Below are 23310 nucleotides of genomic sequence, written 5' to 3'. Positions count from 1 at the left end.
CCCGGTTACGCCCTGGTCGCCGCGAGTCCCCGCTCGAGGTCGGCGAGGATGTCGTCGATCCCCTCGATGCCGATGGAGAGGCGGATGAGCCCTGGCGTCACCCCGGCCTCGTCGCGCTGCTCCTGCGAGGAGCGCTTGAAGATCGTCGACTGCATGTGCAGCGCGAGCGTCCGCACGTCGCCGATGTGCGTCATGTGGCTGACCAGCTCGAGAGCCTCAACGAACTTCCGCGCCGCTTCCGGCCCACCCGGCAGGTCGAACGAGACGACCGAGCCGGCCCCATCCGGGAGGTACTTCTGCGCGAGCTCGTAGTAGGCGTTCGACGGCAGGCCCGAGTAGTCGACCGAGCCGACCTCGGGACGCGCCTCGAGCCACTCCGCGACGCGTTGCGCGTTCTCGACGTGCCGTTCCATCCGCAGCGACAGCGTCTCGATGCCATGCAGCAGCAGGAACGTGCTCGTGGGCGGCACCGTGGGGCCGTAGTCGAGCACCGTCACCGACTTCACGTAGCTGATGAACGTGTCGGCGCCGTATCGCTCGATGAACGACGGCGCCCCCTCGAAGGAGCCTTTCGTGAAGTGCGGGAACCGTTCCGAGTTCGCCGCCCAGTCGAACTTGCCGGCGTCGACGATGACGCCCCCGATGACGGAGCCGTGGCCTGACAGCCACTTCGATGTCGAGTGGATCACGATGTCGGCGCCCCACTCGATGGGCCGACACAGGTAGGGCGTCGCGACCGTGTTGTCGACGATGAGCGGAACGCCAGCCTTCGCCGCGACACGGCCGAGGAGCTCGAGGTCGACGACGTCGTTCTTGGGGTTGGGGATCGACTCGGTGTAGACGGCGCGCGTCTCCGGACGCACCCGGGCGAGCCAGTCCTCCTCGGTCGCCTCGGCCGTGAGGAACTCGAAGTTCAGGCCCTGCCGAGTGAGGCTGCCATCGAAGAGCTGACGCGTGCCGCCGTACAGGCTGGCCGTGGAGAGGATGTGGTCACCGGATGCGGCCAGCGAGAAGAGCGTCATCGCGATGGCCGCCTGCCCGCTCGAGACGACGAGGCCGTTTCGTCCACCCTCGAGGTTCGCGATGCGCTTGCCGGCGACGACGTTCGTCGGATTGTCGCCGCGCGAGTACGCCCGCCCGACGCTCTCACCGGAGAAGCGCGCCTCTGCCTCGTCGTACGACGGGAAGATGTACCCCGCGCTCTGGTAGATCGGGGTCACACGCGCGCCGACGTCGCTGTCGACGACTGCGCCGGCGTGGATCTGCCTGGTCGCAAAGGTCTGTTCGTTTCGCTCTTCAATGGCCACACGGTCAACGTACGGAAGTCGCGTCCGCTTGTGGAGCCGCGGCGAAACCTTTGGAAACACGCGAAGGGCCTCGAGCGTTCACGTGGCTACGCTTCCCCCATGCCCTCGCCCACCAGCAAGACCGAGTCCACCTCGCGCTTCGACGCGATCACCCGCGACGAGCTCGACCGCCCCGACAGTCGGAAGTGGAGCCTCAACGAGGGCACGATCGGCGCGTGGGTTGCCGAGATGGACTTCGGGACGGCCCCGAACGTGCGCGAGGCGATCCTCGGCGCCGTCGCCAAGGACGAGCTCGGCTACCTCGCCCCGCCGACCTGGGCGCGGACCACGGCCGCGGCATCCGCCTTCTTCGAACGACGCTACGGGTGGGCGGTCGAACCCGCGCGCATCCACCACATCGCCGACGTCATGGGCGCCTTCGACGTGTTCGTGCGCCACTTCACCGCGCCGGGCTCCCCCATCATCGTGCCGACGCCCGCCTACATGCCGTTCCTCGTGACCGAGGCGCTGCAGGGGCGCGAGACTATCGAAGTGCCCGGCGTGATCGAGGGCGCCCGGTGGACGCTCGACTTCGACGGCATCGAGCGCGCCTTCGCGAACGGGCCGGCGAATGTCGTCCTCGTCAACCCGCACAACCCGACCGGCGCGATCTACACGCGCGAGGAGCTGCTCCGCCTGGCCGACATCGTCGAACGCGGCGGCGGCCGCGTCTTCGCCGACGAGATCTGGGCGCCCCTCACCCTCGACGGGCCGCCACACATCCCCTACGCATCCATCTCCGCCGAAGCCGCGCGTCACTCCGTGACGTCGACGGCCGCCTCGAAGGCCTGGAACGTCGCCGGCCTCAAATCCGCCCAGATCATCTTCACGAACGACGACGACCTCGAGCACTACCGAACGTTCGGCTTCGGCGTCGTCTGGGGGTCCTCGATCCTCGGCGCCTTCGCGGCCGAAGCCGCGTACAGCAGCAGCGACGAGTGGCTCGACGACGTCAACGGGGCGCTCATCGAGAACCGAGAGCTCCTCTTCGCGCTCATCGCCGAGCACCTCCCCGGCGTGCGCACCATCGTGCCCGAGTCGACCTACGTCGCTTGGCTCGACGTGTCAGCGCTCGGCATCGAGGGCCCGCCTGCCAAGTTCTTCCTCGACAACGCCGGCGTCACCCTCACGGCGGGCGCCTCCTGCGGGGCCGGCTTCGAGCAGTACGTGCGCATCGTCTTCGCGACCCCCAAGCCGGTGCTGGAGGAGATCATCCAGCGCATGGCGGATGCGCTCGCCGCTCGCTAGGAGCCGGCGCGAGCGACCCCCCGACCGCTAGCCCTGCTCGGCGATGCGCTCGTGGTGGCGGATCACCTCGGCGATGATGAAGTTGATGAAGGTCTCCGCGAACTCGGGGTCCAGGTGCGACTCCTCCGCGAGCTGACGCAATCGGAGGATCTGACGACGCTCCCGGTCGGGGTCCGCGGGCGGGAGGCCGTATTCAGCCTTCAGCTCACCGACGAGGGTGGTGAACTTGAAGCGCTCCGCGAGCATGTGCACCAGCGCGGCGTCGATGTTGTCGATGCTCCCCCGGATCGAGGTCAGGCGACGCAGCGCCGCGTCATCCGCCGCGTGCTCTGCGTGAGTGGGGGCGTCGGTCGAAGAAGGCATGGGACGAGCCTAGCGGGGGTCACGAACCGACGAGAAGTCATCGAGCTGGCGATTGTCAACAATCGACAGTCGGACTACCCTGGGCACATGCCCCTCCCCCACGAGCCAGACGACGCCAGCCACCACGGCGACCACCCGTCCGAGCACGACCACGCGGGCGGCGAGGCGTTCAGCCCCGCGCATCCGTGCGTCGACCGCGCACCCGAGGGCGACGACGGGCACGGTCACAGCCACGGCCTTGGCGACCACACCACAGCGACGGGCAAGCACCGCAAGAAGCTCGTCATCGTGCTCGCGATCACCGCAAGCGTGTTCCTCGTGCAGGTGGTCGGCGCCTTTGCCTCGAACTCGCTCTCCCTGCTCGCCGACGCCGGACACATGCTGACCGATGCGGCCGGCGTCACCGTCGCGCTGCTCGCGAGCTACGTCGCGACACTGCCCGCATCCTCACGCCGGACCTTCGGCTTCCAGCGCGCCGAGGTGCTCGCCGCCCTCACCAACGGCCTCATCCTCGGCGTCATCGCCGTGACGATCTTCATCGAGGCGATCCGACGATTCGGACAGGAGGTCGAGATCGAGTCGGGCATCATGCTGGCCGCCGCCGTCATCGGCGCCCTCGCGAACCTCGTGTCCCTGCTGGTGCTTCGCTCTGGACAGAAGGAGAGCCTCAACGTGCGCGGCGCGTACCTCGAGGTGCTCGGCGACCTGCTGGGGTCCGTCGCCGTCATCATCGCCGCCATCGTCATCTGGGTGACGGGGTGGATGGTCGCCGACCAGATCGCATCCATCCTCATCGCCATCCTCATCTTCCCCAGGGCGATCAGCCTCCTCCGCGAAGTCGTCGACGTGCTCATGGAGGCGACGCCGAAGAACGTCGACCTCGATGCCACCCGCGAGCACCTCCGCTCCGTTCCGGGGGTCGTGGATGTGCACGACGTCCACGCGTGGACCATCACCTCCGGGGTCCCCATGTTCTCGGCCCACGTCGTCGTCGCGCCAGAGGCCCTCGACGAGCGTGGACTCGACGCCGTGCTCTGCGAACTCGACGCGTGCTTGAAAGAGCACTTCGAGACGAGCCACAGCACGTTCCAGGTGGAACCGGCCGCCCACGTCGGACACGAGGCGCACTCGGGGCAGCTGCACTCATGACATCCACAGGCCTGCAGAGTCAGCCGACCTCGGCGATCATCGCCGAGCATCTCCGCGAACGCGTCGTCGATGGCAGCTACGCGCCCGGCGCTCAGATGAACGAGGCGCGCCTCGCCGGCGACTTCCAGGTGTCCAGGGGACCGGTCCGCGAAGCCCTGCAGCGACTCGTGCAGGAGGGCCTCCTCGAGAGCAGACGCAACCGCGGGGTGTTCGTCCGCGAGCTGACCGACGATGACGCAGCGGAGATCTTCGCGGCCCGCGAGGTGCTCGAATGCGCCGCGGCAGCCGTGATCGCCGCCAAGCCAGCGGGCGAGCGCGCACGCATCGCAGCCGCACTGTCCTCGATTGCCGCCGAACTCAGCGCCGCCATCCGAGCGGACCAGGAGGCGCGTTCGCTGCGCCTCGACTACGAGTTCCACAGCCGCTTCGTGGACAGCGCCGGCAACTCACGACTCTCCCGCGCGTACGCGACGATCGCCACCGAGTCGCTGATCTGCTCGTCGCACGGCGTCGGCGCGCATCCATCCCGCGGCGACTTCAGCACTCACCACGAAGCCCTCGTCGAGCTCACGAGGCGGGGCGACATCGAGGGCATCCACGCGGCGGTGCACCAACATCTGACCCGCGCCTGAAGCGCCTGAAGCGCCCGCACGAGAGCTCGACGGCGCACGGGTCCGGGACACGTCGGCATTCTCGTGCGTAGTCATGGACCGGGCCAAATTCTTCCTCATTCCCTGTAGGGTCGATCGCGCTACTCATAAGTAGCACTTTCGAACCGGGGGGAACATGAAACGAAAAGTTGCAGCCGCCGCGCTGGCCGGGCTCATGGGCATCGCCATCATGAGCGCCGCGCCCGCACAGGCAGACCAGGCAGGGGAGACACCGAGCGAATCGGAGTCGCAGGAGGCCATCGAGGAGGTCACGCCGGAGGTCTTCGACAACCTCCATGAGGACATCGTCGCCAGCGACTCCGAAGCGACCGCGGAGATCGACCCCGGAGGCGACCAGACGGAGCGAATGACCGTCTCCTTGGAAGCCAGCTCGAGCTCCATCGAGGTGGATCCAGCCGACGGCAGCGCCGTCACGATGTCCCTCGTGCAGGCGACGGGGGCAGAGACGCCAGCCGACATCACGAACGAAGGGACGCTCTTCGCGGATCACGCGAGTGGCATCAGCTCCACCGCGGTGGTCAAGGAAGACGGCTCGGTGCAGGTGGTCTCGACCATCGCGGAAGGGACCACGACCCAGGAGATTCCCTACGAATTCGACGCAGAAGGTCTCTCCTACATTCAGGAGTCCGACGACGGTGCGCTCTTCTTGCGTGCGGCCGACGGCTCGCTGCTCGGCGGAGTGGCGCCGGCCTGGGCCAAGGACGCGAACGGCGTCGAGGTTCCAACGCATTACGAGGTGACAGGAACCCAGGTCGTCCAGGTCGTGGAGCATCTGGCCGGCGACTTCCAGTACCCAGTCGTCGCCGACCCGTTCTGGGGCACCAACCTGTTCGACTACGTCAGATGGATCAATGGCGTGCACGTCCTGAAACCATCCGGCTGGAATCGCGCGATCCGCATGGGTGCGGTGAACACGCCCCAGGCCCCCAACATCGGCTTGTCGATCATCATGGCCGATGGATGGAATGAGTTCGCGAACAGGTCGCCTGGTCGATACAACATCAACCATTCGACCCGGCAGCAGTATTACTGCCACGCGGTCTACGGCATCGATGTGCTGACGAACCCGACCTGGGACCTGGAGCCGTATCGCCCATCGCTCCCCAAGGAGAACTGGCACGAGGTCTTCCGACACAAGTGCAACTGGAACTACTCCAACGGAAATCCCTAGTGAAGCACCAGGCGTTGAAGTGGATGTCGTGTGCAGTTCTGCTGGTCGTGCCCGGAGTTCTCCTGACTGCTTGCGATTACCTGCGGGACGACGTGACGCTCGCGGGGGTTTGGGATACAGAAGCCGCGACGATCCTGACGTCACAGGAGGACGTGACAGCGCAGGCCTGTGAAGGTGCAGGCGCGTGTGTGGAGGCATTCAGCTCAGACCAGGCGGATGCCTTCAAGTTCTCTTCGAAAGAGGACGCGGACGCAGCCCGAATTGAGGATGACGTGCAGATTCGCGACATCTTCATCATTCGCTGGAAGCAAGATATTCCCTCAGAGGATAAGGAGTACGTCGAGTACATGCTCCGGAACGCAGGGACCTCCGAGTAGGCGTCCGCGCCTGCACGTCGCAGAATGAGCGCCACACATGCGGAACGCGCGTCGCCCGAAGGGGCGACGCGCGTTTCGCGCGCAAGCGAGTGCCTAGGCGGGCAGGCCGTCGAGAACGGCTGCCGTACCGGACAGCCCGAGCCGCGACGCACCCGCCTCGACCATGGCAAGCGCGTCAGCCGTCGAGCGGATTCCGCCAGACGCCTTCACGCCGAGCCGCTCGCCGACCGTCTTCCTCATGAGCGCGACGGCGTGGGTCGATGCTCCTCCGGCCGCCGAGAACCCCGTCGACGTCTTCACGTAGTCGGCACCGGCAGCCTCGGAGGCTTCGCACGCCGCGACGATCTCGTCGTCCGTGAGGGCCGCGGACTCGATGATGACCTTGAGCAGGGCGTGCGGCGCCGCCACGCGCACTGCAGCGACGTCGGCCTGAACGAGGTCGGCGCGGCCCGCCTTGAGCATGCCGATGTCGATCACCATGTCGAGCTCGTCAGCCCCGTCCGCGACAGCTCTCGCGGCTTCTGCAGCCTTGATCGCCGAGTGGTGCTTCCCGGATGGGAAACCGATGACGGTCGCGATCTTCACGTCTCCGGCTTCACCCTGCACGGGCAGCATGTTGGGTGAGACGCAGATCGAGAACGCGTTGAGCGCCTTGGCCTCGTCGAGGAGAGCGACGACCTGGTCTGGCGTCGCGTCCGTCTTCAGGAGCGTATGGTCCACGATGCTGGCCAGCTCGGCCCTCGTGACCTGGTCGGCAGGGTTCGTCTGTCCGTTGAGCTCGGTCATCAGCTGACGACGTTGATCTGCACGTCGACGTTGCCGCGGGTGGCGTGCGAGTACGGGCAGATGTCCTCGTGCGCGACGCGAGCGACCTCGGCGGTCTCCTCGGCGGAGAGGTTCGGCGCGTACACGTCGTGGACGACCGAGAGCTCGAAGCCCGTGGGCTCGCGCTTGCCGATCCCCACGGAGGTCGAGACCGCCGCATCCTTCGTATCCTTCTCGAGCTGCTTGCCCGCGGCGTGGAACGCGCCGAGGAAGCAGGCCGAGTAGCCGGCCGCGAAGAGCTGCTCTGGATTGGTGCCCTCGCCGCTGCCGCCCATCTCCTTGGGGGGACGCGTGTCGAGGTCGATGCGGTCGTCTTCCGAACGCACGTGGCCGTCGCGGCCACCACCGGAAGCGTGGGCAATTGCGGTGTACACAGGAGTCGTCATGAGTCCATGGAACCACGACTCGTGAAGGAAACGCTCAGTCCCCGCGCTCGACGCGCGCCAGAAGGCCCTGGCGGACGTCTGGCCACTCCGACTCGATGATCGAGAAGCGAACCGTGTCTCGCCAACTCCCATCTGCACGAGGGCGGTGCCGACGCAGCACGCCTTCCCGAGTCGCGCCGAGCTTCGCGAGGGCCGCCTGCGAGCGTTCGTTGCGGTTGTCCGCGCTGAACGCCACGCGCCCGAATCCGACCTCGAAGAGGTGGTCGAGCAGGACGAGCTTGGTCGCGGGATTCACGACGCTGCCCCAGACGGCCGGATCGTACGCGGTCCATCCGATCTCCGCCGCTTGACTGGCGAGGTCGACACGCCCGATCGAGGTGGTCCCGACTGCACGGCCATGGAGGGGCCCACCCTCAGCTCGGATGATGTAGGTGCAGCCGAGCTGCGGCCCGGGCGTGTAGTCCGCCACCCACTCGGCCCAGTCCGCGCGAGCCGGAAGCCCAGCTGGCCCCCCACCCCATCCGGACGCGAACACCTCTGGCACGCACAGGACATCGCCGACCTCCGCCCACCCCGCACTGTCAGCAGGGTGGAGCACGACGTGGCGACCGCGGAGCGACTTCTCGGGATCAAGCTGCATAGGTCCATAGAACACGACGCAGCCGCCGCGCCCACTACGTGGATCGGTCCAGCTGCCTTTTCCGGAACTCCCCTGGTCAGAGACGGATTCCGCGACCCCGACCGACCAGACGGCACGCGGACGATATCCATGGACTAAATGCGCCTATTCGGACCCCCAAGGAGTGCATTTGCGGCCACATGTCGTGTTAGTTTCCTTCCAGTGATGAGCGAGACAAGCTCAATCCGAGCCGCTCCGCGAAAGCGAAGCATGGTTTGGAAGTACCGACATCACCTCCCCCCGATCTCGAGTCTCGGCTCGAGATCAATAACGGAACAGAGAGCAACCAAATACTCCCCGCGCCGGCGTGTAACGCCCGGTTTGAGGAATTGCGGGCCCCAATCGACATCGGGGTGGGCGTCATCGGGGGACGACGCCCAACTGCATCACTCGCCACGGCGACCGCGGCAGGGGACGATGGGCACCAACTTCGGGGGAGGTTGGTGCCCATCACTACTTTCACCAGGCAATCGCGCGCATGCGTTTCTGCCTTGTGGGAGTCCAAGGGCGGCGAACCCATCGGGTTCGCCGCCCTTCTGCATTGCAGAGATGCCGGGACCGTCATCAACCGACGTCGAATGTCAGGACGCTCGATAGCGCCCCGGGCGGTGGTTCAGCATGATGATGCTGCTCAGGACTGCGGCGCCCAGCGCAGAGACCAGCACCAGGACGGGCGCGAGAACCGTGAACGATGCGAGCACGACACACAGGTCGAGGGCGAGCAGCACGTACCCAGCGCGGAAGCCGAACCGTTCCTGCACGACGAGCGCGACCACCGTGAAGCCGCCGAGGCTCGAGTTGTGCCGGAAGAGGATCAGCAAACCGACCCCGCAGAGCACGTTGCCGAGGACCGCCGCATATACGGGCTGCAGCTCCAGCGGCCCGACCGCGGAGGCGTGCAGTGAGGTGAGCAGTGAGACGAGCATGATGGAGACGAGACTCCGCGCGACGAACCGCCACCCCTTTCCCCTCGCGGCGAGCGCGAAGAACGGCAGGTTGACGACGACGAAGATGACGCCGAAGGGGATGGGCAGCACGTAGCCAAGGAGCAGCGAGAGGCCTGCAGTACCTCCCGTGACGAGCCCACCGGCTTTGAGCAGGAACAACCCGAAGGAGATGACGAGGGCACCGACCGCGAGGCCGGCGATGTCGTCGATGGCTCGGTGCCGCGGGGGCTCGACGAGTTCAGGCGCACGGACAGCTGCTTCGGTCATGCGCGAAGCTTCACCCCCCGAAGGTAGTCTGCGCAAGACAAGATGCCGAGGTTGAGCATTCTGCCCAGGAGACCGTTCACGAGGGAGAGATATGACCAGCCAGCGCGGCTTCGACGCCTTGGATGCGCGGATCATCCGCGCGCTCGACCACCAGCCGGGAGCCTCCGTGCTGGCCCTCGCCCGCGAGCTGGGCGTCGCACGAAACACGGTGCACGCTAGGCTTGCGCGCCTCGAGCGAGAGGGGATGCTCGCCCCTGAGAGTCGCCGCCTCGACGCGACGTCGCTGGGTTTTCCCCTGACCGCGTTCGTGGCCCTCTCACTCAGCCAGAACGCCGCTGACGAGGCGTACACGCGGCTCGGTGAGATGGCGCAGGTGGTGGAGGTGCATTCCACGACCGGTGACGCCGATCTGCTCGTGCGCGTCGTGGCGAAGGACACCAGCGACCTGCACCGGGTGACGCGGGCGATGCTCGAGCTGCCCGGCGTCACCCGGACCAGCACCACGGTCTCGCTCTCCGAGGTGGTGCCCTACCGCTTGACGCGAATCCTCGACGACATCGCCGAGGGCGCACCCGCGTCCGCGCCTGCCTGACGCGCGGTCGTGCGCTAGTCCTGCTTCGTGGAGAAGGCCGAGTCGAACGCGGCCTCCGACGGGCGGTACGTGGAGAGCTTGCGCACGAAGCCGAGCGCTTCCGGGGCACCGACCAGGCGGTCCATGCCCGCGTCCTCCCACTCCACCGACAACGGACCCTCGTAGCCGATCGCGTTCAGCATGCGGAAGCAGTCCTCCCACGGCACATCCCCGTGCCCGGTCGAGATGAAGTCCCAACCCCGCCTCGGGTCAGCCCACGGAAGGTGCGACGACAAGCGCCCGTTCCGGCCATTGCTGAGGCGCTTCTTCGTGTCCTTGCAGTGCACGTGATAGATGCGGTCCTGGAAATCCCACAAGAACCCCACCGGGTCGATGTCCTGCCACACCATGTGCGAGGGATCCCAGTTCAACCCGAACGACTCCCGATGCCCGATCGCCTCCAACGCGCGCTTCGTGGTCCAGTAGTCGTACGCGATCTCGGACGGATGCACCTCGTGCGCGAACCTGACGCCGACCTCCTCGAACACGTCCAGGATCGGGTTCCACCGGTCCGCGAAGTCCTGGTATCCGGCATCCACCATCGCCTCAGTGGCGGGAGGGAACATCGCCACGTACTTCCAGATGCTCGACCCCGTGAACCCGGTGACGGTCTTCACGCCGAGCGCCGCCGCGAGGCGGGCCGTGTTCTTCAGCTCTTCCGCAGCACGCTGCCGCACGCCCTCCGGGTCGCCGTCGCCCCACACTCGGTCGGAGACGATGTCGCGGTGCCGCTGGTCGATCGGGTCGTCGCACACCACCTGCCCCTTGAGGTGGTTCGAGATCGTCCACACCTGCAGACCGTTGCGCTCGAGAATGTCGAGACGCCCCTGGACGTACTCGGCGTCATCCCACCGCCACGGATCCAGGTGGTCACCCCAGCAGGCGATCTCCAGACCGTCATACCCCCACTCCCCCGCAAGGCGCGCGACCTCCTCGAACGGCAGATCGGCCCACTGACCGGTGAACAACGTGACAGGACGAGACATGCGCTAGCTCCTCTGGAGTTCTGGTTCGACGGGTGTCGGTGCTGAGGTGGCAGACACGGGGATCGCGACCCACGAGCTGCCGTTCGCCGAGCTCTCCTCGACGGCCGCGAGCACTCGCTGCACGGCGAGGCCGTCCGCGAATGAAGGCGCTGGGGCCCGGTCGGCAGCGATGTCCTCGACGAGCTCGACAGCCTGGTGCGTGAAGGCGTGCTCGTAGCCGAGGCCGTGGCCGGCGGGCCACCAGGCCTTGATGAAGGGATGGTGGTCGGGTTCGGTGACGATGATGCGCGTGTAGCCGGCGGTCGTCTGGTCGCCGGTCGCGTCGAAGTACTCGAGCACGTTCATGTCCTCGAAGTCGAAGGCGAGCGAGCCCTTGGTGCCGTTGATCTCGAGGCGGATGGCGTTCTTCCGTCCGTACGCGAAGCGCGTCGCCTCGAACACGGCGATCGCTCCGCTCTGCAGGCGTCCGAAGAAGACCGCGGCGTCGTCGACGGTGACCGGCCCCCGCTCGCTGCCGCCGGTTCCGGAGAGTCCCGCGAACTCGTCGGCGATGGGCCGCTCCTTCACGAACGTCTCCACGAGCCCGGAGACGCCGCTGAGCTGCTGTCCCGTGATGAAGTGGGTGAGGTCGACGATGTGCGCGCCGATATCGCCGAGGGCTCCGGAGCCGGCCTTCTCCTTGTCGAGGCGCCACGACAGCGGCGCGTTCTCGTCGGCGAGCCAGTCCTGCAGGTACTGCGCCCGCACCTGCCGGATGTCACCGATGCGGCCGTCCGCGACGAGCTGCTGCGCGAGGCGGATCGCCGGCACTCGGCGGTACGTGAAGCCGACCATGGCACGCACGCCGCGTGCCTCGGCGGCGATGGCTGCAGCGTTCATCCGCTCAGCCTCCTCGACCGTGTTGGCGAGCGGCTTCTCGCACAGCACGTGCTTGCCAGCCTCGAGGGCTGCGATCGCGATCTCCGCGTGCGTGTCGCCGGGCGAGCAGATGTCGACGAGCTGCACGTCGTCGCGTGTCAGCAGCTCACGCCAGTCGGTGGTGCTCGACGCCCAGCCGAGCTTGTCGGCTGCCTTGGCCGCTTTCTCGGCGTTGCGACCCGCGACGACACGCATCCGAGGTGCGAGCGGCAGGTCGAAGAACCGGGGCGCGTTGCGCCAGGCCTGCGAGTGTGCGGCACCCATGAAGGCGTAGCCGACCATCCCGATGCCCAGTTCCGGCTGTGCGTCTTGACTCATTGTTCACTCTTTCGTTCAGGAGGCCGACGCGGGGTGGAGTCAGAGAGGAGGAGAACTCCACCCCGCGTGGACAGTGTGGGCGTCTGGTTACGACTCGAACGCCGCGTCGATGTACTCGTCGACGTTCTCGCTCGTCACGACGGGCGCGTAGAGCTGCACGAGGCGCGGAACGCTCTGCGACGTGAGGTCGCCGAGCGAGCGGTCGTGCGCGATGAGGCGGGCCAGCTTGATGCCGTCGGCCGCCTGCGTCGACGGGTAGATGACGGTCGCCTGGACGACGCTGTCACCCTCCTGGATCTCGCGCATCACGTTCGCCGAGCCCGCGCCTCCGACGAGGAAGAACTCGTCGCGATTGGCGTTCTCGATGGCCGAGAGGACACCGACACCCTGGTCGTCGTCGTGGTTCCACATCGCGTCGATCTTCGGAGCGGCCTGGAGGAGGTTCGTGGCCGCCTGCTCGCCGCCCTGCACGGTGAAGTCAGCCGCGACACGGTTCGACACCTCGAGACCGCAGTCGCCGAGTGCATCCGCGAAGCCCTGGCTGCGCTCCTGGGTGAGCGGCAGCGAGTCGATGCCGGCGATCTCAGCGACCACGGCATCCGGCTTGTCGGCGAGCTGCTCGCACATGTACGTGCCGGCGCTGACGCCCATGCCGTAGTTGTCGCCGAGCACCGTGGTGCGGGCGGCGAACGGGCTCGTGAACTCGCGGTCGACGTTGATGACCGGGATGCCGGCCTCCATCGCCTTCGTCGCGACCTCGGTGAGGGCGGCGCCGTCGAAGGGCAGCAGCACGATGGCGTCGACGCCGTCGTTGATGAAGCCCTCGATCTGGCTGATCTGCAGGTTCACGTCGTTCGTGCCCTCTGCGACGCGCAGCTCGACGTCTTCGTACTTCGCCGCCTCCGCCTCAGCGGCCGAGGTGATGGCGCCCATCCAGCCGTGGTCGGCCGCGGGGGCCGAGAAGCCGATGACCAGCGGCTCGCCCGCCGCGTCGTTGTCCGATGCCGTGGCGTTGCCACCAGCTGGGGCCTCGCCCTCCGCCGCCGGCGGGGTGTTCGAGAGGCAGCCGGTGAGCAGCAGCAGCGCCGAAGCGGCCGTTGCGCCTGCTGCGAGGATCCGGCGCTTTCGGGAAGCTGTCTTCCTGAAGGAACTCGTGGACATGGGGATCTCCTTTGATGCTGTCCTACTGGTGGGGGTTGGGTCTGGTGAGGTTCGGTGAGCTCGGGGATGCAGGGCTCGCGCCCGTCGCGGAGGCTAGGACGTCTTGGCCCGCGACGAGAAGCGCTGCTGGAGCAGGACGGCGATCACGATGATCGCGCCCTTGGCGATGGCCTGGACGGAGCTGTCGAGGTTCGCCTGGATGAAGATGTTCGTGAGGGTGGCGAAGATGAGGACGCCGAGGACGGTGCCGACGATCGTGCCACGGCCGCCGACGAGGAGGGTGCCGCCGACGACGACCGCCGCGATCGCGTCCAGCTCGTAGAGCATGCCGTTGGTGGAGGAGCCCGCCGTCGTGCGGGCGAGCATCATGATGGACGCGATGCCAGCGGTGAGGCCCACCAGCGCGTAGAGGTACATCGTGTGGCGCTTCACCTTGATGCCGGCGAGGCGCGCGGCCTCGGGGTTGCCACCCACGGCGACCGTGCGGCGGCCGAACGTGGTGCGGTTGAGGAGGAACCATCCGCCGATGGCGACGAGCACGAAGATCCACACGATGACGGGGATGCCGAGGAGGTCGCCGCGGAACGTCTCGAGGAACGAGTCGACGTTGACGATCTGCGTGCGGCGGCCGGCGATGAGCTCGGCGAACCCGCGGGCGGCGACCATCATGGCGAGCGTGGCGATGAACGCGACCACCTTGCCGTAGGCGATGAGGACGCCGTTGACGACGCCGGCGCCGAGGCCGACGAGCAGCGAGGTGAGCACGATGACCCACCATCCCCAGGCTTCGGCGTAGGCCTGCGTGGAGAGCGTCGTCGCCCAGACCGACGCGAGCCCGAGCACCGACCCCACCGACAGGTCGATGCCGCCCGCCGTGATGACGAAGGTCATGCCGATGGAGAGGACGCCGATGATGGAGGCCTGGCTCAGCACGACCATGAGGTTGTCGACGCTCGCGAACCGCTCTCCCGCCGAGACCGTGCCCGCGATGCAGAGCACGACGAGCGCCAGGATGAGGCCGAAGTTGCGGGCCGAGCTGCCCCGGAAGAAGCCGCCCCGCTTGGCGTTGTCGCTCGCGACCTCGTGCTCGACGCGAAGACTCTCGCCGGCGGCCGGGGCAGCGATCGCTCCATCGTCGTACGGGGAGCCGCCGTTCGGGGCAGAGGACTGGGGAGTCTGAGTGCTCATGCTGCGCTGCTTTCCATAACCATGTCGAGTACTGCGTGCTCATCGAGAGCGGATGCTGGGCCCTGGTGCACGACCTGTCCTTCGGAGACGACGAGCACCCGGTCGGCGAGGCCGAGGACTTCCGGGATCTCGCTGGAGACGACGACAACCGCCGCCCCTTCGTCGGCGAGCTTGCGGATGAGGGCGTAGATCTCAGCCCTGGCCCCCACGTCGACACCTCGCGTCGGCTCGTCGAGCAGCAGCACGCGGCAGCCGTGCACGAGCCAGCGGGCGAGCATCGCCTTCTGCTGGTTGCCGCCGGACAGCGTGCGGATATCGCGCTCGACGCCAGCAGGCCGCAGGTCGAGGTACTCGGCCTGCTCTTTTGCAGCCCGGCGCTCGTCGCTCTCCTTCAGCCAGGAGAACGAGGCGAAGCGCTGGAAGGTCGAGAGGGTGATGTTGCGGTAGACGGGCTCGTCGAGCAGGAGCCCCTGGCTCTTGCGCTCCTCGGGGGCGAGGCCGATGCCCGCGTTCACCGCGGCGGTGACGGAGCCGCGCTTGAGCGCCTTCCCTTCCACCGTGACCGTGCCGCTCGTCGCTGTGCGAGCCCCGTAGATGGTCTCCATGATCTCGCTGCGCCCAGCCCCGACGAGCCCGGCGAAGCCCACGATCTCGCCGGCCGACACCGTGAAGGAGACGTCCGAGAAGGTGTCTGCGAGTGCAAGGTCACGCACATCGAGCAGCACGGGTGCATCCGCTGGCAGCTCAGGCGACTCCGGGAACAGGTACTCGACCTTGCGGCCGGTCATGAGCGTGATGAGCTCGGAGGTCGGCGTCTCGCTGACCGGGAGGTTCTGCGCGACCGTGCGGCCATCCTTGAGCACCGTGATGCGGTCGCCGATCGTGCGGATCTCCTCCAGACGGTGGGAGATGTAGATGATCGCGACGCCCGCCTTGGTGAGCTCCTCGACGACTCGGAAGAGGTTCGCGACCTCCTCGGAGTCGAGCACGGCGGAGGGCTCGTCCATGACGATGATGCGCGCGTCGTGCGAGAGCGCCCGAGCCATGGAGACGATCTGCTTGCCGGCGGCGGACAGCTCGCCGACCTCGGTCGACGGCGAGATCTCCGAGTGGCCGAGGCGCGCCAGGATCTCCCTGGTGCGCTGCTTCGCCTCGGCACGCCGCGAGACGCCCGCCGTGTCGAGCTCGTGCCCGAGGTAGACGTTCTCGGCGACGGTCAGGCCGTCGACGACGTCGAGCTCCTGGTACATCGTCGCGATGCCGAGGCCAAGGGCCGCGACGGGGTTCGGGATCGTGATGGGCTCGCCGTCGAGGAGCAGCTGCCCCTCGGTCGGCTGGTGGGCGCCGGCGAGCACCTTGATGAGGGTCGACTTGCCCGCGCCGTTCTGGCCGAGCAGGCAGTGGACTTCGCCGGGGAGCACGTCGAGGTCGACACCGTCGAGCGCCCGGGCACCGGGAAACTGCTTGACGATGCCGCGCATCTGCAGCAGGGGGGATGGACCCGAGATGGGGTCTTCGTTGACCATGTGTCGAAAGCTACGCGCACTTTTGTCGACGGTCAAGCAAAAGTCTCACGTCTGTTGCACAATTGAGATACGCCGCCACACAGAAGCGTCGCAGTCGACGTCGACTCGCCGCGGGGTAACGTGGCGAAGTCGGTTCGGTTCCCACCGGCCGCCGATTCGAGAAGGGAGACGCCGATGGTCATCGAGCAGCTGCCGAAGCCGGTGTCGCGCCAGCCAGGACCTGGGGAGCTCTTCCAGATGCTGCGAGACGGGGCGCCGCGCACACGTGCTGAGCTCGCATCCGTCACCGGACAAGCCCGTTCCACGGTTGCCACTCGCATCGACATGCTCATGACGGCAGGCCTCATCGTGACGGTCGGCGAGGCCCACTCGACAGGCGGCAGGCCGCCTGCGGTCTTCGCGTTCTCCCCCCAGAGCCGGGTCGTCCTCGCCATCGACCTGGGTGCCACCCACGCGCGGATGGCCCTCACCGATCTGGCCTCGAACATCATCGCCGACTCAGAGGACAAGCTGCCCATCGACCTCGGTCCGGACACGGTGCTCGCGTGGGTCTGCGAGAAGGGTGACGAGATGCTCGCCGCCTCCGGGCGTGGGCGACGCGAGCTCGTGAGCGTCGGCGTCGGCCTCCCCGGGCCAGTGGAGTTCAGCTCGGGCCGCCCCATCAACCCGCCCATCATGCCCGGGTGGGACGACGCCGATGTCGCGGGACGCCTCGGCGCCCACTTCGACGCGCCCGTGCTCGTCGACAACGACGTCAACATCATGGCCCTCGGCGAGCACCGCAGCGAGTGGCCGGACGTCTCCGACCTGCTCTTCGTGAAGGTCGCCACCGGCATCGGATCCGGCATCATCGCCGACGGCTCCCTGCGACGCGGAGCGAGAGGAGCCGCGGGTGACATCGGCCACATCGCGGTGCCAGGAGCAGAGGACACCCCCTGCCGGTGCGGCAACCTCGGCTGCCTCGAGGCCGTCGCCGGCAGCGACGCAATCGCCCGCCAGCTTCGCAGGGAGGGCGTCGAGGTGTCCGGCAGCGCCCAGATCGTGGCGCTCGTGCGCTCGGGCGACCTCGATGCTGCGCGCGCGCTGCGTCAGGCCGGTCGCGACGTCGGCACGGTCCTCGCGGCGTGCGTCAGCATGCTCAACCCGTCCATGATCGTCATCGGCGGCAGCATCGCCGAAGCCGGTGAGCAGCTCATGGCTGGCATCCGCGAGGTCGTCTACTCGCGCTCCCTTCCGCTCGCCACGCAGCACCTGCGAGTCGTGGCCTCGCGTGCCAGAGGCGAGGCCGCCATCCTGGGGGCCAGTGCCCTCGCCATCGACCACGTGCTCTCGGCGGAGGCCATCGACGCCGCGCTCGCCTAGCGCCCCTGCCCCTCGCGCCTGCTAGGGAACAAGCCGTGTGCTGACCCAGCGGTCCGAGCGCCGCGAGTGCAAAACGCGTGCGTGCTCGACCCCGGACAGGTCGATGGCGTCGACCGCGTCAACCACGACGCGGACCCACGCGAAGCGCTCGAACGCCGCCCCGTCACCCCCACCCAGGCCGTCGGAGACGACATCGGCGAGAGACGTGGCCGGCACCAGCGGCTTGTCGTACAGCCGCTTCGACCCCTCCCCGAGCCCGTCCCAGGCCGCACGCCGCGCGTCCGCATCTCGGACGACCTCCCCAGTGCCCTCGAGACGAAGCTGCACGTCGCGATCGGGATCGTAGAAGGTGACGGCGACCCGAGGATCCCGACCCAGCTCCTGCACCTTCGCGGTGCGAGCATCCGTCGCGAATGCCACCGTGCCCGTCCGCACATCGACCTCGCGCAGGATCACCGCACGGACACGAGGCTCCCCCGCCGCCCCGACCGTCCCGAGGTAGCCGAGCGTGAACGGGGTACGCGTCTCAGTCGCCGCTTCGAGCACGCCCCACAGGTCTTCGACCGTTCCGATGTCGAGGCTCACGGCAGGATCGAATCCACGTAGCCGCCATCGGCGCGCAACGCCCCACCCGTCGTCGCCGAGGCGAACGGCGACGCCAGGTAGGTGACCAGGTGCGCGATCTCCTCGGGCTCGATGAGGCGCTCAAGCAGCGACTGCGGACGGTGACGACGCATGAACTCACGCTGCGCCTCATCCCAGGGGAGCTCATCCCCGACCATCTCGGCGACGAACCCCTCGACTCCCCCCGTGTGCGTGGGGCCGGCGATGACGGCGTTGACCGTCACGCCGGTGCCCTTCACCGCCTTCGCGTACCCGCGAGACACTGCGAGGAGCGCCGTCTTGCTCATGCCGTAGTGGATCATCTCCTCGGGAATCACCACCGCTGAATCGCTCGCGATGGAGATGACCCGACCCCAGCCGCGTGCCGTCATGCCCGGCAGGTACTCGCGCATGAGGCGCGCCGCCGACAGCACGTTCACCTCGAAGTAGCGACGCCATTCGTCGTCGCTGATCTCCAGGGCCGGCGTGCTGCCGAAGATGCCCAGGTTGTTGACGAGGATGTCGATGTCCGGAAACGCCGCCATGACGGTGGACGCGCCTTCCGCAGTCGCGAGGTCCGCGGCCACCCCCTCGATGGTCGCGTCCGGCAGGCGACCCCGAAGCTCGGCGACCGCGTCGGCCACCCCGTCCGCACCGCGCCCGTTCACGACGACGGTGGCGCCGGCGGTGGCGAGGTCCGTGGCTATCGCCAGTCCGATGCCCTGCGTTGAACCGGTCACGAGGGCGGTGCGATTCGACAGATCGATGTTCATGGCAGCGATCCTGGCACCACCGCCTGACCGCGTCATGCAGCTCAGGTCACGTCGTCGAGCGCGTCGCGAGCGGTGTCGAGGCCCTCGCCCCGGCGACGCCGGACGCGCTCGCGCACCTCCTCGAGGACGGCGACCGTTTCCGCGCCGGCGTCACCCTGCTCGCGTTCGTGATCGGCGTCGAGGTCCTGGATGATGACGGCGAGCTCCGCGTCGAGCATCGCGGCGTCCTGGAGCTCGCCGAACGCCTGCGCGAGGTGCTTCCACTCCTTGCGCTGCTTCTTCGCCTTCGCATCCGGCAGCTCGTCGATGGCCTCGTACCCGTAGCGAACCGACTTCGCCGCCTTGCGGACGTCATGCCACCGCTCGAGCTTCCTCGGCTTCTTCCGCGCCCGCTCCGCACGCTGCTCGACCGTGACGATCGCCCCGCGGGTCAACCGCCGCATCGCGCCGAGGGCACGTCGGTCGGCGTCATCCGTGAACGGCGGCGCCGTGATGAACGAGACCAGACGATCGTGGAGGGAATCCCAGCGGTCCGAGTCGACCTCGGCCCTGAACGACGCGAGGGCCGCGTCGTGGCGCTCCGCGAGCACCTGCTCGATGCGAGTTCGAGCTCGCTCCACGGCCTCGAGCCCCGCGTCGAGATCATCCTCCGCGTCGAGCTCCGCCAGGACCAGCTCACGAAGCACCTCGGCATCGCGGGGCGCTCCGAGCACTCCGCCAGCCCATTTCAGCTCGGCGGCTAGCGGCTTGACCGCGTCAGCTTCGAAGAGGGAGCCGAAGACCTTCAGCAGGCTGCGCAGTCGACGCAGCGCGACCCGCGCCTGGTGGACCGCATCCGGGGCATCTCGCCGAGCCCCGTCCTCGTGGGCCTGGAACTCCCCGAAGCGGCCCGCGATCGCGAAGACCACGGCCTCCCCCGCGGTCGCCTGTCCCGTGGGCGCCTGCGCGGCCTCGACTCCGTCGAGCGTGCGCACGAGCTTCGACGTGTGCACGGACGGCGTCAGGCCGGCGTCGAAGAGCACCGCCTCGATCTCGTCGAAGACCCGAGTCGAGGCGCCCTCAGCCAGCTCGACCTCGAACTCCCGCCACTCCAGCGTTCGCTCATCGCCGATGCGAAGGACTCGCGCGCGCACGACGTCCTCGCAGATGAGGGCGGCGAGCGCGTCGTCGTCATCGCTGGCGCCTCCGGCGGACCATGCGCCTCCGCCGCGGACCTCGGTGGTCGTGCGAATCGTCGTCAGCTCGACGAGCGGGAGCACGGGTCGCTCGCCGATGAGCTCGGCGAACTCGGCGCGGAGCTCAGGCGGGATGCGTCGCGGGGCGCCGACGGGCGCGTGGACCTCGATGCGCTCGTCTCCGCTTCGCGGTCGCTTCAGATGCCAGCCCTCGTCGTCCCCGCCGGTCCGGCGCCGCAGCACGCAGCGGGCGCCGAGGATGGCGAGCTCTGGGGTGTCGACGTACTCGGCGACGAGCGTCTCGGTGCTGGCTCCACCCGCGCGCAGTCCAGCGCCGAGCTTCGACAGCTCAGGTTCGCCAGCCCCCTCGGGGATGTCGTACTTCCGCTCGATCTCCCGCTGCTCGGAGGGCGTCCTGACCCGCTCGCTCTGCGCTTCGATGCTCATTCGAAAAGGCTAGCGCGCTCAACTTGCGAGGAGTCGGACTCGAGCGCGTCAGCGCAGCGCGGCCTTGATCAGCGGGATCTGCAGTGGCAGGCGCGCGACGGAGATCGCGAACGCGGCGAACGAGGATGCGTTCCTCTTGCGGAGCGCGCGACGCCCGAGGTCGACGCTCATCTGCATGTTCGCGGGCCAGACCGCCAGCAGCACGGCCGCGCTCGCGAGGCCGGCGAGGGGTCGCGTCGAAGGATGCAGGAGCCCGGCCGCGCAGGCGAGCTCGGCGGCCCCCGATGCGACGACCAGCTCGCGTCCGCGCGCTCGCAGCGGCTCCGGGATGATCGGCTCGAAGACCGCGGGCTTCACGAGGTGGATGACACCGGAGATGGCGAAGGGCAGGACCACGATCCATGGGATCGACCCGTCAGGCCTGGTGGTGCGACGCGTGAGTGACGTGGGCGACATGCCCGCATCCTGCCCGCCGCGGCCGAGAGGCGTCCCAGACGCCGTGCGGCGCCGTCGGCTACGTGCCGCGGAGGGCGGTCAGCTCTCCTCTGCGAGGAAGGCGAGGGCCGCCGCCCGGAAGTCACGCGAGCCGGGTGCGTTGAAGTGGTGACGCTCGGGGATCTCGAAGAAGCGAGCCTGTGGCGTCGCGGCCGAGAGCGCCTTCGACCCCTCGATGATGCCGTCGAGCGATCCTGTCGCGAACAGGACCGGCTGCTGCGGGACGCGGCCGAGGTCCGGGTCTGCCTTGCCGGAAGCGCGCATCCCCTCGGCGATCGCGAGGAGCGCACGGAGGTCGTTGCCGCCGACCCGCTCCGTCAGGGCGAGGTAGTTCTGCGTCACCGGGTCCTGCACGGGGGTGCCGTTGTCGATGAGCTCGCGTACCTGGGTGATGTCGAGGCGCCCCAGTGGAACGCCGTCGGGAACCCCACCGAGGACGACCCGCGGGATCCGGTCGGCGAAGTCCTGCGCGACCTCCCAGCCGACGCGCGCACCGAGCGAGTAGCCGACGTACAGGGCGGTGTCGACGAGGTAGGCGTCGAGCACTGCTTCGACGTCCGAGGCGAGCGTGCGGATGTCGTAGTCGCGGCCCTCGTGGGGCTTGTCGCTCTGCCCGTGCCCACGCTGGTCGAGGCCGAGCACCCGGTAGCCGGCGCGCAGCAGGTCCCGCACCCAGCCCGTCGCGACCCAGTTGTCCTTCGTGCTGGATGCGAAGCCGTGCACGACGATCACGGTCGGCGCGTCCGTGTCGCCCCACGTGTAGGTGGCGATGCGGTGGCCGTCGCCGACCATCACGAACTAGGGGTCGGGAAGCACGGTCAGGGCGGCGGGAACGCTAGTCACGTCGTCGATTGTCTCAGGCCGCGAGAGCCCCGCCGCGCACGCCCGCAACGTGGCGACTCGCCGCCGGCTGAGGTCAGTCGATGAGGTCGTGGATCTGGATGATCTCGTCGCGCTTCGGGCCGACGCCGATGGCGGAGATGCGGGCGCCGGAGAGACGCTCGAGCGCCTGTACGTACAGCTGAGCGTTCTGGGGCAGCTCGTCGAAGGTGCGGCAGCCGGAGAGGTCTTCGGTCCATCCGTCGAAGTACTCGTAGATGGGCTTCGCGTGGTGGATGTCCGACTGCGAGACGGGCATCTCGTCGAAGCGGACACCGTCGACGTCGTAGGCGACGCAGACGGGGATGCGCTCGATGCCGCTGAGCACGTCGAGCTTCGTCATGACGAGGTCGGTGACGCCGTTGATGCGTGCCGTGTAGCGGGCGACGGGCACGTCGTACCAGCCGGTGCGGCGCGGGCGGCCCGTGGTGGTGCCGAACTCGCCGCCGCGTGTGCGAAGCAGCTCGCCCCACTCGTCGAACAGCTCGGTCGGGAAGGGGCCAGCACCGACGCGCGTGATGTACGCCTTGACGATGCCGATGATGCGGTTGATCTGGGTGGGGCCGACGCCGGCACCCGTGGATGCGCCGCCCGCGGTCGACGAGGACGACGTCACGTACGGGTACGTGCCGTGGTCGACGTCGAGCATCGTTGCCTGGCCGCCCTCGAAGACGACGTTGCGGCCCGCGTTGAGGGCGTCGTACAGCTCGAGCGACGTGTCGCCGACCATGGGGCGGAGGCGCTCGGCGTGGACGAGGAGCGCATCCACGATCTCGTCGACCGTGATCGCGCGGCGGTTGTAGACCTTGACGAGGAGGTGGTTCTTGCCGAAGAGCGCGGCTTCGACCTTCTGGCGGAGGATGTTCTCGTCGAAGAGGTCCTGCACGCGGATGCCGATGCGGTTGATCTTGTCAGCGTAGGCCGGGCCGATACCGCGGCCCGTCGTGCCGATCTGGCGCTTGCCGAGGAAGCGCTCGGTGACCTTGTCGAGGGTCGTGTGGTAGCCCGTGATGAGGTGGGCGTTCGCGGACACGCGCAGCTTCGAGGTGTCGACGCCTCGCGCCTCGAGGTGGTCGATCTCGTGGAACAGCACGTCGAGGTCGATGACGACGCCGTTGCCGATGACCGGGGTCACGCCTGGCGTGAGGATGCCAGAGGGCAGCAGGTGCAGCGCGTACTTCTCGTTGCCGATCACGACCGTGTGGCCGGCGTTGTTGCCGCCGTTGAACTTCACGACGTAGTCGATGCGGTCGCCGAGGAGGTCGGTCGCCTTGCCCTTGCCCTCGTCGCCCCACTGGCCGCCGATAATCGCTACGCCTGGCATGTGTGCCCCTGTTCTCTGTCGGATCGGCGCAGCTCGCGCCTGTCGTGTGCGTGGCGTCAGCCACGCGGTCGGGATGACCGGCTCGACGGCCCCGC

At 68.2% G+C, this 23310-nt stretch carries 24 protein-coding genes; 7 read left to right on the top strand and 17 right to left on the bottom strand.

Annotated elements, in window-relative coordinates; translation table 11 throughout:
* Positions 1 to 5 precede the first annotated feature (5 nt).
* A complete protein-coding gene (locus C5B97_RS01280; RefSeq protein WP_258067822.1) occupies positions 6 to 1307 on the bottom strand; it encodes an O-acetylhomoserine aminocarboxypropyltransferase/cysteine synthase family protein in 1302 nt (433 codons plus the stop codon).
* Between the two features lie 99 nt (positions 1308 to 1406).
* Here C5B97_RS01280 and C5B97_RS01275 point away from each other — a divergent pair, with 99 nt between their 5' ends.
* A complete protein-coding gene (locus tag C5B97_RS01275; protein WP_104310332.1) occupies positions 1407 to 2594 on the top strand; it encodes a MalY/PatB family protein in 1188 nt (395 codons plus the stop codon).
* A 27-nt stretch (positions 2595 to 2621) separates the two neighbouring features.
* Here the strand turns inward: C5B97_RS01275 and C5B97_RS01270 are convergent, their stop codons facing one another.
* Positions 2622 to 2957, bottom strand: coding sequence for a chorismate mutase (locus C5B97_RS01270; RefSeq protein WP_104251534.1), 336 nt, complete (start codon positions 2955 to 2957; stop codon positions 2622 to 2624).
* Positions 2958 to 3044: 87 nt separating this feature from the next.
* On the opposite strand from C5B97_RS01270, the gene C5B97_RS01265 reads away from it, so the two are divergent.
* The 4 genes from C5B97_RS01265 (at position 3045) to C5B97_RS01250 (ending at position 6325) form a co-directional block, all read left to right on the top strand.
* On the top strand, positions 3045 to 4106 hold the full coding sequence (locus tag C5B97_RS01265) for a cation diffusion facilitator family transporter (RefSeq protein WP_104310331.1): 1062 nt from the start codon (positions 3045 to 3047) through the stop codon (positions 4104 to 4106).
* A complete protein-coding gene (locus C5B97_RS01260) occupies positions 4103 to 4738 on the top strand; it encodes a GntR family transcriptional regulator (protein WP_104310330.1) in 636 nt (211 codons plus the stop codon). The genes C5B97_RS01265 and C5B97_RS01260 overlap by 4 nt, the downstream gene beginning before the upstream one ends.
* A 154-nt stretch (positions 4739 to 4892) precedes the next feature.
* Positions 4893 to 5948, top strand: a complete 1056-nt coding sequence (locus C5B97_RS01255) for a DUF2599 domain-containing protein (RefSeq protein ID WP_146080687.1) — start codon at positions 4893 to 4895, stop codon at positions 5946 to 5948.
* A complete protein-coding gene (locus C5B97_RS01250) occupies positions 5948 to 6325 on the top strand; it encodes a hypothetical protein (protein WP_104310328.1) in 378 nt (125 codons plus the stop codon). Before C5B97_RS01255 ends, C5B97_RS01250 begins: the two co-directional genes overlap by 1 nt.
* Before the next feature lie 93 nt (positions 6326 to 6418).
* Here the strand turns inward: C5B97_RS01250 and deoC are convergent, their stop codons facing one another.
* From deoC to C5B97_RS01230, 4 genes are all read right to left on the bottom strand, one after another.
* Positions 6419 to 7111 carry a deoxyribose-phosphate aldolase gene (gene deoC / locus C5B97_RS01245; protein ID WP_104310327.1) on the bottom strand — a complete coding sequence of 231 codons (693 nt, stop codon included), beginning with the start codon at positions 7109 to 7111 and terminating at the stop codon, positions 6419 to 6421.
* A complete protein-coding gene (locus C5B97_RS01240; RefSeq protein WP_104251527.1) occupies positions 7111 to 7536 on the bottom strand; it encodes an organic hydroperoxide resistance protein in 426 nt (141 codons plus the stop codon). The genes deoC and C5B97_RS01240 overlap by 1 nt, the downstream gene beginning before the upstream one ends.
* 34 nt (positions 7537 to 7570) lie before the next feature.
* Entirely contained in the window at positions 7571 to 8176 is a 606-nt protein-coding gene (locus tag C5B97_RS01235) for a GNAT family N-acetyltransferase (protein ID WP_104310326.1), read from the bottom strand.
* Between the two features lie 620 nt (positions 8177 to 8796).
* On the bottom strand, positions 8797 to 9429 hold the full coding sequence (locus tag C5B97_RS01230) for a YitT family protein (RefSeq protein WP_104310325.1): 633 nt from the start codon (positions 9427 to 9429) through the stop codon (positions 8797 to 8799).
* 91 nt (positions 9430 to 9520) lie between these two features.
* Between C5B97_RS01230 and C5B97_RS01225 the strand changes: the two genes are divergently transcribed.
* Entirely contained in the window at positions 9521 to 10021 is a 501-nt protein-coding gene (locus C5B97_RS01225; protein WP_104310324.1) for an Lrp/AsnC family transcriptional regulator, read from the top strand.
* Between the two features lie 14 nt (positions 10022 to 10035).
* Here the strand turns inward: C5B97_RS01225 and C5B97_RS01220 are convergent, their stop codons facing one another.
* The 5 genes from C5B97_RS01220 to C5B97_RS01200 all read right to left on the bottom strand — a co-directional run bounded on the left by C5B97_RS01220 (position 10036) and on the right by C5B97_RS01200 (position 16157).
* Complete coding sequence (locus tag C5B97_RS01220) at positions 10036 to 11046, bottom strand: sugar phosphate isomerase/epimerase (RefSeq protein ID WP_104310323.1); 1011 nt, start codon at positions 11044 to 11046, stop codon at positions 10036 to 10038.
* 3 nt (positions 11047 to 11049) lie between these two features.
* A complete protein-coding gene (locus C5B97_RS01215) occupies positions 11050 to 12282 on the bottom strand; it encodes a Gfo/Idh/MocA family protein (RefSeq protein WP_104310322.1) in 1233 nt (410 codons plus the stop codon).
* An 87-nt stretch (positions 12283 to 12369) separates the two neighbouring features.
* The gene (locus C5B97_RS01210) at positions 12370 to 13443 is read right to left on the bottom strand and encodes a substrate-binding domain-containing protein (protein ID WP_104310321.1); all 1074 of its coding nucleotides are present in this window, start codon (positions 13441 to 13443) and stop codon (positions 12370 to 12372) included.
* Between the two features lie 93 nt (positions 13444 to 13536).
* Entirely contained in the window at positions 13537 to 14631 is a 1095-nt protein-coding gene (locus tag C5B97_RS01205) for an ABC transporter permease (RefSeq protein ID WP_104310320.1), read from the bottom strand.
* Entirely contained in the window at positions 14628 to 16157 is a 1530-nt protein-coding gene (locus tag C5B97_RS01200; RefSeq protein ID WP_104310319.1) for a sugar ABC transporter ATP-binding protein, read from the bottom strand. Before C5B97_RS01200 ends, C5B97_RS01205 begins: the two co-directional genes overlap by 4 nt.
* A 174-nt stretch (positions 16158 to 16331) precedes the next feature.
* On the opposite strand from C5B97_RS01200, the gene C5B97_RS01195 reads away from it, so the two are divergent.
* Entirely contained in the window at positions 16332 to 17519 is a 1188-nt protein-coding gene (locus C5B97_RS01195; protein ID WP_104310318.1) for an ROK family protein, read from the top strand.
* A 21-nt stretch (positions 17520 to 17540) separates the two neighbouring features.
* Here the strand turns inward: C5B97_RS01195 and C5B97_RS01190 are convergent, their stop codons facing one another.
* The 6 genes from C5B97_RS01190 to C5B97_RS01165 all read right to left on the bottom strand — a co-directional run bounded on the left by C5B97_RS01190 (position 17541) and on the right by C5B97_RS01165 (position 23215).
* Positions 17541 to 18104 carry a pyridoxamine 5'-phosphate oxidase family protein gene (locus C5B97_RS01190; RefSeq protein ID WP_104310317.1) on the bottom strand — a complete coding sequence of 188 codons (564 nt, stop codon included), beginning with the start codon at positions 18102 to 18104 and terminating at the stop codon, positions 17541 to 17543.
* On the bottom strand, positions 18101 to 18895 hold the full coding sequence (locus tag C5B97_RS01185) for an SDR family NAD(P)-dependent oxidoreductase (protein ID WP_104310316.1): 795 nt from the start codon (positions 18893 to 18895) through the stop codon (positions 18101 to 18103). The genes C5B97_RS01190 and C5B97_RS01185 overlap by 4 nt, the downstream gene beginning before the upstream one ends.
* Before the next feature lie 41 nt (positions 18896 to 18936).
* The gene (locus C5B97_RS01180) at positions 18937 to 20517 is read right to left on the bottom strand and encodes a CYTH and CHAD domain-containing protein (protein WP_104310315.1); all 1581 of its coding nucleotides are present in this window, start codon (positions 20515 to 20517) and stop codon (positions 18937 to 18939) included.
* A 48-nt stretch (positions 20518 to 20565) separates the two neighbouring features.
* A complete protein-coding gene (locus C5B97_RS01175; RefSeq protein ID WP_104310314.1) occupies positions 20566 to 20973 on the bottom strand; it encodes a DoxX family protein in 408 nt (135 codons plus the stop codon).
* A 78-nt stretch (positions 20974 to 21051) separates the two neighbouring features.
* A complete protein-coding gene (locus C5B97_RS01170) occupies positions 21052 to 21804 on the bottom strand; it encodes an alpha/beta fold hydrolase (protein ID WP_181026874.1) in 753 nt (250 codons plus the stop codon).
* Positions 21805 to 21928: 124 nt separating this feature from the next.
* Entirely contained in the window at positions 21929 to 23215 is a 1287-nt protein-coding gene (locus C5B97_RS01165; protein WP_104310313.1) for an adenylosuccinate synthase, read from the bottom strand.
* Between the last annotated feature and the right edge of the window lie 95 nt (positions 23216 to 23310).

It is taken from the genome of Pseudoclavibacter sp. RFBB5 (assembly GCF_002931555.1).
Lineage (GTDB): Bacteria > Actinomycetota > Actinomycetes > Actinomycetales > Microbacteriaceae > Pseudoclavibacter.
This window is presented reverse-complemented; position numbering and strand designations above follow the sequence as displayed.